The 12,228-nt window shown below is 62.5% G+C and carries 9 protein-coding genes; 6 read left to right on the top strand and 3 right to left on the bottom strand.

All coding sequences use genetic code 11. The annotated features are described in order from the left end of the window. The first annotated feature begins 96 nt into the window (after positions 1-96). Positions 97-744, top strand: a complete 648-nt coding sequence (locus tag P3T17_RS16750; RefSeq protein ID WP_074268944.1) for a glutathione S-transferase family protein — start codon at positions 97-99, stop codon at positions 742-744. 51 nt (positions 745-795) lie between these two features. Continuing rightward, entirely contained in the window at positions 796-2,943 is a 2,148-nt protein-coding gene (locus P3T17_RS16755; RefSeq protein WP_429408004.1) for a pyridoxamine 5'-phosphate oxidase family protein, read from the top strand. 18 nt (positions 2,944-2,961) lie between these two features. Here P3T17_RS16755 and P3T17_RS16760 read toward each other — a convergent pair whose 3' ends face one another. Then, on the bottom strand, positions 2,962-3,099 hold the full coding sequence (locus tag P3T17_RS16760) for a hypothetical protein (protein ID WP_167379459.1): 138 nt from the start codon (positions 3,097-3,099) through the stop codon (positions 2,962-2,964). A 489-nt stretch (positions 3,100-3,588) separates the two neighbouring features. Here P3T17_RS16760 and P3T17_RS16765 point away from each other — a divergent pair, with 489 nt between their 5' ends. The 4 genes from P3T17_RS16765 to P3T17_RS16780 all read left to right on the top strand — a co-directional run bounded on the left by P3T17_RS16765 (position 3,589) and on the right by P3T17_RS16780 (position 7,779). Continuing rightward, a complete protein-coding gene (locus P3T17_RS16765; protein WP_429408006.1) occupies positions 3,589-4,593 on the top strand; it encodes a sugar ABC transporter substrate-binding protein in 1,005 nt (334 codons plus the stop codon). Positions 4,594-4,699: 106 nt separating this feature from the next. After that, positions 4,700-5,689 (top strand): ABC transporter permease, encoded by a 990-nt coding sequence (locus P3T17_RS16770; RefSeq protein WP_074268947.1) that lies wholly within the window; start codon positions 4,700-4,702, stop codon positions 5,687-5,689. A gap of 17 nt (positions 5,690-5,706) precedes the next feature. Next, positions 5,707-6,501, top strand: a complete 795-nt coding sequence (locus tag P3T17_RS16775) for an ATP-binding cassette domain-containing protein (protein WP_074268948.1) — start codon at positions 5,707-5,709, stop codon at positions 6,499-6,501. A 30-nt stretch (positions 6,502-6,531) separates the two neighbouring features. Further along, entirely contained in the window at positions 6,532-7,779 is a 1,248-nt protein-coding gene (locus P3T17_RS16780; RefSeq protein ID WP_429285875.1) for an ROK family transcriptional regulator, read from the top strand. Between the two features lie 188 nt (positions 7,780-7,967). On the opposite strand, the gene P3T17_RS16785 is transcribed toward P3T17_RS16780, so the two are convergent. Together P3T17_RS16785 and P3T17_RS16790 are read right to left on the bottom strand one after the other, a co-directional pair. Continuing rightward, on the bottom strand, positions 7,968-11,045 hold the full coding sequence (locus tag P3T17_RS16785) for a transglycosylase domain-containing protein (protein WP_429408008.1): 3,078 nt from the start codon (positions 11,043-11,045) through the stop codon (positions 7,968-7,970). 162 nt (positions 11,046-11,207) lie between these two features. Next, positions 11,208-12,137, bottom strand: a complete 930-nt coding sequence (locus P3T17_RS16790; protein WP_429285877.1) for a LysR family transcriptional regulator — start codon at positions 12,135-12,137, stop codon at positions 11,208-11,210. Positions 12,138-12,228: the final 91 nt, after the last annotated feature.

The following is a 12,228-nucleotide window of genomic DNA, read 5'->3' on the forward strand; positions in this document are numbered from 1 at the left end:
GATAGAGTAACCACGATTATCCATCTTCTCAGGCCAGTCCGCGAAGCATAAGCTTCATCAACACCCCGAATTTAACTTTGCTTCACGGAGCACCCGATGTCCTCTACCAAGCCCGCTCAACCCATCAGGCTGCATACGACGCTGCTGTCCGGCCATGGCCATCGCGTCAAACTGTTCCTGACGATGCTCGATCTGCCGTTCACGGTGGTCGAACTCAATATGGCAGCCGGCGACAACCGCACGCCCGCTCATCTCGCGCTCAATCCGTTCGGCGAGGTGCCGGTGATCGAAGACGGCGACGTGGTTCTGAGCGACTCGAATGCGATCCTGGTTTACCTCGCGCGCAAATACGGCGATCCGTCCTGGCTGCCCCAGGATCCGCTTGGTGCCGCTGCTGTGCAGCGCTGGCTTTCGCTGGCTGCGGGCAAGATTGCCTACGGCCCGTGTGCCGCACGCCTGGTGACGTTGTTCGGCGCACCGCATCATCTGGAGACGGCGCAGAAGATCGCCGCCGGTCTGTTCAGGGTGCTCGACGCCGAGTTAAGCGACAAACGGTTCGCAGCCGGCGAAACGCCGACGATTGCCGATATCGCGGCGCATTCGTACATCGCGCACGCGCCTGAAGGCGGCGTGTCGCTCGAGCCGTACCCGCATATCCGTGCGTGGCTCAAACGAGTCGAAGCGTTGCCGCGCTTTTTGCCAATGCCTGCGAGCAAAGCCGGTTTGCTCGCCGAAGCCTCATAGCTCATGCGGGCGTGCTACGCCTGCCAACGCTGACCGTCGATCGAGGTCATCATGTCTACCCCTGCTCCCGCCCCTGCCTCTGCCCCAGTTCGTGTTCCCGCGCCCGGCTGGCGCGCCGCGGAATCGCCGTTTCATGTAGGCGAACTCGCAGCGCAAGAGCGGGTCGGCGTGCGGGAACGCATGAACGTCGACGCACGCCGCGGCATCCGTGACTACATGCCCGAGCAGCACCGCATGTTCTTTGCGGAACAGCCGTTCATGGTGTTGAGTGGACTCGATGCGAGCGGCCAGCCGTGGGCCACGCTCCGCGTGGGCGAAGCGGGTTTTGTTTCGACTCCTGATGAACGGACCGTGCGTATCGCCGCACGTGCCCTGCCGGGCGATCCGTTGGCAACATCGTGGCAGGTCGGTTCGCTGATCGGCGGCCTTGGCATTCAGCCGGCTGCGCGTCGGCGCAACCGCGTCAACGGCGTGATCAGCGCGCTCGATCACGACACGCTGACTTTCAGTGTGAGCCAGAGCTTCGGCAATTGCGCCAAATATATTCAGAGCCGCGCGCCGAGTTTTATCACGTCTACGCAGGACGAACCTGTCACGCTGGAGGTGTCTGCCGAACTCAGTGACGCGGACCGCGCGCTGCTGTCTCGTGCGGATACGTTTTTTATCGCCACCGCCAACGCTTCCAGCGAGGCCGGTCTGGCCCGTGGCGCCGATGTCTCGCATCGCGGCGGCAAGCCCGGTTTTATCCGCGTCGACGACGCGCACACGCTGACCGTGCCGGATTTCAGCGGCAACCTGTTCTTCAATACGATTGGCAACCTGCTTGAGGATCCGCGCGCGGGTTTGCTCGCGATCGACTTCGAAAGCGGCGATCTGCTGTACCTCGCTGTGGATGCCGAGATCATCTGGGAAGGCGCGGAAGTGGCGTCGTACGAGGCGGCCGAGCGCCTCATGCGCCTTCATATCCGCGAGGTGCGGCGCACGCCGCGCGTGTTGCCGTTTCGCTGGTCTGCGGTGCAATACGCGCCTCAGCTTGCGAAGACGGGTAGCTGGAAAACGCAGCCCGAAGCGGTTGCTCCGGCTGCAGGTGCGTGGCGTCAGATGAAGGTGGTCGAGGTTCGCGAAGAGACGCCGACCGCGCGTTCGTTCTATCTGCAACCGGTGGACGGCGCTCCATTGCCGCGCTTCGAGCCCGGTCAGTTCCTGCCCATTCGTTTGAACGCGGCGGGACATGCTTCACCGCTGATCCGGACATACACGCTCTCCGACGCCGCCGACGGCCGCTACTATCGGATCACAGTGAAGCGCGAAGGTGTCGTATCGACGTGGCTGCATGAGCACATCACCGAAGGCGCAATCATCGAGGCCAAGGCCCCGTCAGGCGCGTTTACGCTGGTGCGGGCCAACACGCGTCCGGTTGTGCTGCTCTCGGCAGGTATTGGCATTACCCCGATGATCGCGATGCTTAACAGCCTGCTCGCCAGCCAACCTGGGGACGCGCGGCCCGAACACATCTACTTCGTTCACGGCGCGCGCGACGCCAACGACCATCCGTTCTCCGAACAGTTGATGGCCGTGGCCGCGGCGCATCCACACGTTTCGGTGCATCTGCGCGACAGCCGGCCCAACGAGGTTACCCGGGAAGATGGAGTGCGCTCCGTGGGACGCGTGGATATCGAGTTTCTCAAACGCGTGCTGCCGTTCGGCGATTACGATTTTTACCTGTGCGGCCCTGGCGCGTTTATGCAAGACCTGTATAGCGGTCTGCGTGCCCTGAATATCGCGGACGACAGGATTCGTTTCGAGGCTTTCGGGCCCGCGAGCGTCAAGCGGACTCAAAGCGCTGCGGTTGTTCCGGTTGCAGAGGCTGCTACGACTGCTCTGGCCGCAGGGCAGCGCGCGTCGGCTCCGGACCCCACGAAGGTGTCGAAAGTCGTATTCATGCGGACGGGGCGCGATGCGATGTGGTCGAAGGAAGCGGGAACGCTACTCGACTTCGCCGAAGCGAATGACGTGCCGGCGCAATCCAACTGCAGATCCGGCGTATGCGGGACATGCTCGACACGCGTGCTGTCCGGCGAGGTCAGTTACCCCTCCCCGATAGAAGGGGACGTTGCGCCGGGGCATGCGCTGATCTGCTCGGCGATTCCCGCGAGAACGGGAACCGGAGAAGAGTCCACCGTGGTGCTGGACCTGTAATGCCCAACCCGGCGATGCTTAATTCGGGCGGCGATGCGCTTCGGCAATGATGGCGCACGTTTGCAGATGCAGTTGCAGGGCATGGCGCGCGACGGCGGCGACGCGGGCAAACCAGCTGCTGGCGACGGGGGTAGAAGTCGTGGTGATGTGGCTCATGGCAAGCTCCAGTTCAGGCTACGCTTAAGAGATCTAGGTTAACTACCTAGGTAATAACCCTATTATAGACCGATCATGCCGCAGCGCAACAAGAGAAAACAATTCCGCCAGACCTCCCCTTCCGCCTGAGTTTTCTTACATCCAAATAACAATCAAATTCACCGCGCGGCGTCATTTGGCCTCCAGACTTACCCCAATCCGGCGCCGCCGTTTCCGCATCGCATCAATCTGGCCAGACCTATGCCAGTCAAGCCACAGCGGGTGATTCAGACCGCTTCGTTCGACCGCGCCGCACCAATTCCCCTCCTTGACTCTGCTCCGTCGTCCTGCTGTACTAAATAAACCAAAGTGATTTAATCGAAAACGGCCAACCGAACTGCGTCATTCGTCGCAGCCAGCGCGGCCACAAGAGGCGCAGCAGCGCCCATCAGCTATTGAATCGACCGCAGTCCAAAAACGTCGTTGTCAATTATCCGGAGGAGCGTCCCCATGAATCAGAAAACCTGCAGGCAACCCGTCGCCCGGCGTCTCGCCACCCTGTGCGTCGCCGCATCTGCCGTATGGTGCGCAAGCGCCACGCTGGCGGTCGCTGACCAGCCCATCGTCGGCCTGATCACCAAAACCGACACCAACCCGTTCTTCGTGAAGATGCGTCAGGGTGCAGAGGCCGCTGCGCAGAAGGATGGCGCCAAGCTGCTGACCGCGGCGGGCAAGTTCGACGGCGATAACGCCAGTCAGGTCACCGCGATCGAAAACATGATCACCGCGGGCGCCAAGGCGATTCTGATCACGCCGAGCGATACCAAGGCCATCGTGCCGAGCATCAAGAAGGCGCGCGACGCCGGCTTGATGGTGATTGCGCTCGATACGCCGACCGAACCGCAAGACGCAACCGACGCCCTCTTCGCCACGGACAACTTCAAGGCCGGCGTCCTGATTGGCCAATACGCGAAGTCGGCGATGGGCGGCAAGCCGGCCAAGATCGCCACGCTCGATCTGGCGCCGGGCGTGTCGGTGGGCGTGCTGCGTCATAACGGCTTCCTGCAGGGCTTCGGCGTCAAGGAAGGCGATCCGTCCATCGTCTGCAGCCAGGACACGCGCGGCGATCAGTCCAAGGGACAAACGGCGATGGAAAACTGCCTGCAGAAGTCGCCGGACATCAATGTGGTCTACACGATCAACGAACCGGCCGCAGCCGGCGCGTATCGCGCGCTCAAGGCGGCAGGCAAGGATAAGGACGTGATGATCGTCTCGATCGACGGCGGCTGTGAAGGCGTGCGTAACGTCAAGGCTGGCGCCATCGCGGCAACGTCGCAGCAGTATCCGTTGAAGATGGCTTCGCTCGGCGTGGACGCAGGTGCCGAATATGCCAAGACCGGCAAGAAGGTTTCGGGCTATCACGATACCGGTGTCACGCTGATCACCGACAAGGCAATGAGCGGCGTCGACAGCAAGGACACCAAGTTTGGTCTGGCCAACTGCTGGGGTCAATAAGGCAGGCAATCAGCCTTCCTAAGCAACCGGGAGACCCGCGCACGGGTCTCCCACAGATTTGCCGCGTGGCCGCCGTGCCACGGCTCTAGCATCGAGGAAACACATCATGTCGACCCCTTCTGCCCCGGCTGGCGGCCACCGCCCTCTCTCCGAGCGGCTGCCTTCACTCGCCGAAATCGGTCCGCTTGTCGCGCTTGTGCTCGCCTGCATTTTCTTTATCTCGCAGAGCAACCGCTTTCTGTCGTTCCAGAACCTCTCGCTGATTCTTCAGCAGACCATGGTAGTCGCCGTCATCGCGATCGGCCAGACGCTGATCGTGCTGACCGCCGGCATCGATCTTTCCTGCGGCATGGTGATGGCGTTCGGCTCCATCGTCATGACCAAGTTCGCCGTCAACCTCGGCGTGCCGCCGATCCTCGCGATCCTCTGCGGCATCGGCGCCAGCGCATTGTTCGGCGCGCTCAACGGGGTCCTGATTACGCGCATCAAACTGCCCGCGTTCATCGTCACGCTCGGCACGCTGAACATCGCCTTTGCGCTCACGCAGATCTATTCGAATGCAGAAAGCGTCTCGAACCTGCCTGATGCGATCATGTTCCTCGGCAACACGTTCAGCGTCGGTCCGGCCCAGGTGACCTACGGCACCGTGCTGACGCTGCTGATGTATCTCGTCACCTGGTTCGTGTTGCGCGACACCGTGCCCGGCCGGCACCTGTACGCACTCGGCAACAACGCCGAAGCCGCGCGCCTGATGGGCCTCTCGTCGCAACGCATCCTGCTCACTGTTTACACACTCGCCGGCGCGATCTACGGCGTTGCCGCGCTGTTGTCGGTTTCGCGGACCGGTGTGGGCGATCCGCAAGCGGGTCAAACCGAAAACCTCGACAGCATCACTGCGGTCGTGCTCGGCGGTACGAGTCTGTTCGGCGGACGCGGCTCGATTGTCGGCACCCTGCTCGGCGCGCTGATTGTCGGCGTGTTTCGCAATGGCCTGACCTTGATCGGCGTGTCGTCGGTCTATCAGGTGTTGATCACCGGCATGCTGGTGATTCTCGCCGTCGCCGCCGACAAGCTGTCCCATCGCGGCGCTCGATGATCCACCAGGAGCCTGTCATGTCTACACCCCAAACTGCTTCTCAAACGCCGGTTCTGCAGGCGCGTGGAATCGTCAAGCGCTATGGCCAGGTCACGGCCCTCGACGGCTGCGACTTTGAAGTGATGCCCGGCGAAATCATGGCCGTGATCGGCGATAACGGCGCGGGCAAGTCGTCGCTGATCAAGGCGCTCTCGGGCGCGACCGTGCCGGATGAAGGCGAGATTCTGCTCGACGGCAAGCCGGTTAAATTTCGCAGTCCGCTCGATGCACGTGCCCAGGGCATCGAAACCGTGTATCAGGATCTCGCGGTGGCTCCGGCCATGAGCATCGCCGAAAACCTGTTCCTCGCGCGCGAACTCGTCAAGCCAGGCTGGCGCGGATCGATCTTCAAGATGATCGACAAGCGCCGCATGCTCGAAGAGGCCACCGCACACATGAAGGGCTTGCAGATCGGCATCCGTTCGATGCGTCAGGCAGTAGAGACGCTCTCGGGCGGCCAGCGCCAGGGCGTCGCGGTAGCGCGTAGCGCAGCGTTTGCCCGGCACGTGGTGATTCTCGACGAGCCGACCGCAGCACTCGGCGTCAAGGAAGGCAACATGGTGCTCGAACTGATCCGGCGCGTGCGCGACCGCGGGTTGCCGGTGATCCTGATCAGCCACAACATGCCACACGTGTTCGAGATTGCCGATCGTATCCATATCCAGCGGCTAGGCCGGCGCGCGGCGCTCGTCAACAAGAAGGACATTCATATGTCCGACGCGGTCGCCATCATGACCGGCGCGAAGGAAGCGGACGTCAAGGCAATCGCATGACGCACGCACCCTGCTGACGGGCCGCCCACGATGGATACCACCGGCACCCGCTCGCCGCTCAAGCGCACGGTCGGCTCGAATCAGGTCGGCATGCGGCAATTCAACGAGCGGATCGTGCTGCAGGCGATCCGCCTGCATGGCCCGCTCGCGAAAGCCGACGTGGGCCGTCTGACGCGTCTTTCGATGCAGACGGTTTCGATGATCGTCGACCGTCTGATCGACGACGGCCTGCTCGCGCGGCAGCCGCGCGTGCGCGGGCGCATCGGACAGCCGTCGGTGCCGATCGCGTTGCGTCCCGAAGGCGCCTACACGATCGGCATCAAGGTCGGGCGCCGCAGTCTGGATGTGCTGGCGATGGACTTCGTCGGACACGTGTGCAGCCGCGACGTGCTCGAGTACGCGTATCCCGATCCGCGGGTGCTGTTTCCGGCGCTCGAAACCAAGCTCGCGCGGCTGAACGAAACGCTCGGCGAACGGACGCGGCAAGTGGTTGGGGTAGGCGTGGCTGCGCCTTTGTGGCTCGGCGGCTGGCGCGATTTTCTGGGCGCGCCGCCGGATGCGCTCGATGCGTGGCACGACATCGATATCCGCGCGCGTATCGCGGCGATGACCGGCTTGCCGGTCGAATTCGCCAAGGACACCACTGCCGCTTGCGCCGCCGAACTGGTGATGGGTCAGGGACGCGGCATCCATAACTTTCTCTATTTGTTTGTCGGCACGTTCATTGGCGGCGGGATGGTGATCGACGGACGGCTCCACAGCGGTCCGCACGATAACGCAGGGGCCGTTGGTTCGATTCCCGTCGCGGGCGGTGGCGGCGGTACCGGCGAAGTCGGGGCGAAGCAACCGACGCGTCAATTGCTGCACGCCGCATCCGGCTTTGTGCTCGAACAACTATTGAGTGATGCCGGAGCGCCAGCCGCTGCCGCACACGATCATCGGGCCCTGTCGCCGGAATGGTGGCGTGTGACCGAACAATGGCTCGATACGGCTTGTCCGGCGATTGCCGGCGCGCTGATCAATGCGACTGCGCTGCTCGACCTCGAAGCGGTGGTGATCGACGGCGAATTGGACCGTCAACTGGTGCGAGAAATCATCCGCCGTACCGAGCGCGTTCTGGATGGTTTCGTCTGGGAGGGCATGGTGCGGCCGCAATTGCTGGAGGGCACCATTGGCGCGGACGCGCGTGCGATGGGCGGCGCGATCCTGCCGCTCTACGCGCACTTTGCCCCAGTGCATGAGCTGTTTCTTAAGCCGGCGACGGAAGCGGGATATTAAGAGCCCGGCACCATGAGCCGACATGCGGCCGTTAAGCGCGAGGCGCGAAGCGTTAGGCATGTGAAAGCGCTAAGAGCCGGGTACTAAGCGCCGGGGATGCGGCCAACACGTTAGATGGAACTTCGAGACCAAAGCCGACTGCAGCGGCGAGCAGCCTCGCAGAAGCCGCCCTCGCCCTTCTCCCCCACTCAGCTCCGCTTCACCGCATCCGCACCCGCCGTCGGCGCAGCCGGCGCCTTCGGTTCATCCATCAACGGCTGCAACGCGGGCGCAAGCGACTTCAGCAGTTGCACCGACATCGCACTCGTAAAGTCATACCGCGCCGCATACGGCTCGTGAACGTACGCAGTCAGCGTGCCATAGAACCGGTCGCCCATGATGAACACGAACGTCGCACTCCGGTTCACCTTGCGTGACTCGATCAGCCTGCCGCCCTTCGCCCACACCTCGAACCGCTGATCGCCCGTACCGGTCTTGCCGAATACCGGCAAGGTCTTGCCATCGGGGAACGTCATGCCGTCCGCGAGACGCTTGGCCGTGCCGCCCTGCACCACATCGCTCAACATCCCATGCACGACATTGACGATCTGCGGCGACAACTGCGTCTGCGGCGCCACGCTTGCGCGCACGAAATGCGTTTCGTACGGCGTGCCTTTTGCGAAATCGAGTTGCGTGATGTTCTCGGTCGGCACCTTGTTGCCGCCGTTGGCGATCACGCCAATCAGTTCCGCCAGCGCCGCCGGCCGGTCACCCGATGCGCCGATCGCCGCCGCATACGAAGGCGTCAGGTTGGAGAACGGATAGCCGAGCGCCTGCCACGACTTGCCGATCGCATCGTAAGCGCGCAACTCGATCATGCGCTTGATGCGGCGGTCCTGAGTCGCGTGATAACGCGTCTTGAAGAGCCAGGAATACGTCGAGGTCCGCACGTCGGCGCTCGCCTGCTGAACCTGATCGAGCGTAGCGTCCGGATGTTCGCGCAGATAGTTCACCAGCCACAGTTCCAGCGGATGCACGCGCGAAATATAGCCCCGGTCGTTCAGATTGAAGCTGTCCATGCTGTACTTCGTATAGAGCTTCGCCAGATCGTCGTCGCCAAGCCATTGCGCCGGGGTGCCTTTTAGCTGGGCACGCATTTGCGCATCGAACCAGCTCTGCGATCCGTTGGGCGCCACACTGCGCAGCACGGTCGCAATCCGCGGCGGCGATTTGTGTACGCTGTGCAGCATCACACCGAGCGCGTCGTCGGGCGTCTTGCCGTGGTACTTCGCGTAAAAGCGCTTCATATAGACGCGGCTTTCCTGATCGGCGAAGCTCTTCAGGTAAAGCTGGCGCGCGGCTGGATCGTCGAGCCATGCCGTCGACGGCCCCGAAGTCTGGATCATTTCGTAGCGCACGATGTCGCGCATCAGCCGCACGAACACCAGGTTCACCGAGTGCTGGAACGCCCGCTGGATGGTCAGAATCTGGCCGTTGTCGCTCGATTCGAAGTTGGTGAAAGTTTGCGCACCGCCGCCGGTGTAGAACGTTTCGCCTGCGTTGGCGGAGTATTTGCGCTGTACAGCGGCGTCGAGCATCGCCTGCAGCGAGCGGTCCTGAGTCTGCGCCAGATAGTCCAAAGACCACTTCGTCAGTGCATCTTGTGGATCGGGCTGAACCTTCTTGAGGTCGGCCGCGCTCATCGACGAGTAACGCGCGTGCAGATCGGACACGATCTGCAGATAGGTAATGACCGTGCGCAACTTCGCGGTCGAACCCAGATTCAGACGCGCGCCCGAGTTGATATCGAACGGTTCGTTGACGCTGTCCGTTTGCACCCGCACGAGGTTCGAACCGTTGTGGCGTTCATAGAGCGTCAGGCTGTAGGTGATTTTCGACGGGTCGTCGCCGGGACGCAGCATTTCGAAACCATACAGCCCCGCGGCCTGCGCGCCGTCCTTGGTCGCCGCACTCGCGAGCCGGTCGCTCACCGCCTGCTGAACCGCATTGTTGAGCGTGCCGGTCGCCTGCAGGTCGAGCCGGTCGAGTTCATAAAAGCTGCGCACGCCAAGCGCCGCCAGCAAATGCGCACGCATCGACGTGACCGCTTTGCGGCTGATAAACGACGCGTCCGCTTCCGGAATTTGCGTCGGGCTGAGCGCAAGCTGCGCGTTCAGTGCCGCATCGCGCAATGACGTGGAGATGACGCCGCCCGCCGCCAGCAGCCGCAAATAGCTGTCCGTCATGCGCCCGAGTTCAGCGTAACCGTGGTGAAGAAAGAACGACGGCGCGCGCTGCGCAATCATCAGCGAGAGCACCTGGCGGAACGCCAGCGCCTGCTCGGTGAGATTGTCGGCCGACGTCGGCGCGTTCAGAAGCGCATTCACTTCGGCGAAATCGCGTCCGTACCACGCAGCCAGACCATCGCCGATACCGTTGATCTCGCCGGCCCCCGCCTGCGCCGACAGCGGCACCGTATTAAGGTACTGCACGACGATTTCGCGCCGCGCCGGCATGGTCTGCGGTCCGTCAAGATACGCGCGCACTGAAGCGGAAGCGATCTGGCGCAATTTCTCAGGCGGCGTCGCGGTGCGTCCATCCGGCGAGTGGCGGAATTTTTCGATCTGCGTGGCGAGCGTGCTGCCACCCGGCTGCGCCTGATGGCGATTGAAAAAGCGCGCGCCCTGGTCGAGCAGCGCGTGGCCGAACCGACCCCAATCGATCGCCGGATTACGGTTCGGCTGGTTGGGGTCCAACAGTTCGCGGTCCTCGATAAATAGCAGCGACTTGACGACGAGTGGCGGCACGGCGTCGAAACTGCTATAGATCCGGCGCGGATAGTTGGCGTCGAAAAGCGGCGCGCCGGTGCCGTCGAACAGTTGCAGGCCCGCCTGATCTTTCTCCTGATACGGCAGGAACAGGCCGTTATCCGCGAGCGAAAGCATGCGCTCGGAGTCGCGCGCCTGGGAAGCCACGACGAAACCGTGCGCGGTCAAACGTTGCTGAAACGAAGGCAGCAATGCGTAGCCGAGCCGTTCGTCGTACGGACCGTTAGCGGGGAAACGGATATTGGGGCTCGCTCCGTCCGCGAGCGTGAAGTCCACGTCGCGCGTCAGCTCGGACAGGTAGCGCGCCTGCAGGCGGGAGGTTTCTATTTCGATCTGGCAAAGCTTCGCCAGAATTGCTAGCGCCACCAGAACGGCAGCGACCAGCGACCATTTGATCCACTTCCACACCGACGGAGCGGCGGTTGTGCGAAGCGGTAACCGAACAAGCGGCCGATTCATGGCGGCATCCCCCTAGCAGGCATTTATCTGTGAAACGTGCCTGCATCCGACTCAGTGTAGCGCGGATTGAGAGCGCACAAACGGTCCGAAATTACCCCACAGTCTCGCGCCAACAACACCATTTTAGCGAGACGTAGCGCAGCGGCTTGCGAAGTGCGATATTCATGGTTTCCGCGCACGCAATAGCTGGACAAATTGCTCCGCCGGCGGCGACAGCACCCCTCCCTTGCGCGACACAATCCCGAAAGTTTGCGACTGCGACTTGAGCTTGACTGGCAGGATGCGCAGCATCTTGTGCTTCGCGAACAGTTCGGCAATTCCGGTCGGCAGAACCGACACCAGATCCGCCGCTTCCTGAAGCAGCGCGACCGTGACGAACGTCGACGCGGTCGAGATCGGACTTACCGGCATGCTCATGCCGGCCAGATCCATTTCGCGCTCGAGCAGCGCATGCAGTGGCATATGGCTCGGGTAGGTCACCCAGCGGTGTCCGGCCAGATCGCGCAGCGTCAGTTTCTTGCGCCAGATGGGCGGATGCGCGTATCCCACCACCAGCGAAAGCGGTTCGTCACCCAACGACTGATACTGATATCTCGACGGATCGGCGCTGACTGCCGCGCGCCCGATTACCAGATCGAGCCGGCCCTCGTCGAGCTGCAGCAACATGCGCGCGCTCGTGTCTTCGACAATCTCGATCGACAGATTCGGCTGGCTCGCGTGCAACTCGTTGAGCACCGGCACGACCTGCTCCGGAATCGCTCCCATGATGGCGCCGATCGCCAGACGTCCGCCGCGCCCCGAGCGGAGTTCCGCAATGTCCTGGCACAACGAAGTGAGATCCGTTGCCAGTAGCCGCGCGTAGCGGATCACGCAGTGGCCGAACTGGTTCGCGATCATGCCGTTTTTCGAACGCTCGAAAAGCGGCGCTTCCAGCATCGACTCCAGTTCCTGCAGCGCCTTGCTCGCTGCGGACTGCGTCATCGCCATGGCGCCGGCCGCCTTGTGCAGCGACTTATGGTCGTCGAGCGCGATCAGCAGTTGCAACTGCTTCATGCGCAAGCGCGACAGCAGCACGTTCAACGTATCTTTCATGTGAGATGTGAAATGTGGGTTTCGTATAAGCGCGGGACGAATCCGGGTGAGTCGTAAAAGCGATCACAGGATGGAAACATTTCACTATACA

Source organism: Paraburkholderia sp. GAS82 (genome assembly GCF_050436285.1).
Lineage (GTDB): Bacteria > Pseudomonadota > Gammaproteobacteria > Burkholderiales > Burkholderiaceae > Paraburkholderia > Paraburkholderia phenazinium_B.

Excerpts from the sequence above, each read along its gene's own strand:
- P3T17_RS16750 (WP_074268944.1), top strand. The coding sequence starts at position 97 with ATGTCCTCTACCAAGCCCGCTCAACCCATCAGGCTGCATACGACGCTG.
- P3T17_RS16755 (WP_429408004.1), top strand. The coding sequence starts at position 796 with ATGTCTACCCCTGCTCCCGCCCCTGCCTCTGCCCCAGTTCGTGTTCCC.
- P3T17_RS16760 (WP_167379459.1), bottom strand. The coding sequence starts at position 3,099 with ATGAGCCACATCACCACGACTTCTACCCCCGTCGCCAGCAGCTGGTTT.
- P3T17_RS16765 (WP_429408006.1), top strand. The coding sequence starts at position 3,589 with ATGAATCAGAAAACCTGCAGGCAACCCGTCGCCCGGCGTCTCGCCACC.
- P3T17_RS16770 (WP_074268947.1), top strand. The coding sequence starts at position 4,700 with ATGTCGACCCCTTCTGCCCCGGCTGGCGGCCACCGCCCTCTCTCCGAG.
- P3T17_RS16775 (WP_074268948.1), top strand. The coding sequence starts at position 5,707 with ATGTCTACACCCCAAACTGCTTCTCAAACGCCGGTTCTGCAGGCGCGT.
- P3T17_RS16780 (WP_429285875.1), top strand. The coding sequence starts at position 6,532 with ATGGATACCACCGGCACCCGCTCGCCGCTCAAGCGCACGGTCGGCTCG.
- P3T17_RS16785 (WP_429408008.1), bottom strand. The coding sequence starts at position 11,045 with ATGAATCGGCCGCTTGTTCGGTTACCGCTTCGCACAACCGCCGCTCCG.
- P3T17_RS16790 (WP_429285877.1), bottom strand. The coding sequence starts at position 12,137 with ATGAAAGATACGTTGAACGTGCTGCTGTCGCGCTTGCGCATGAAGCAG.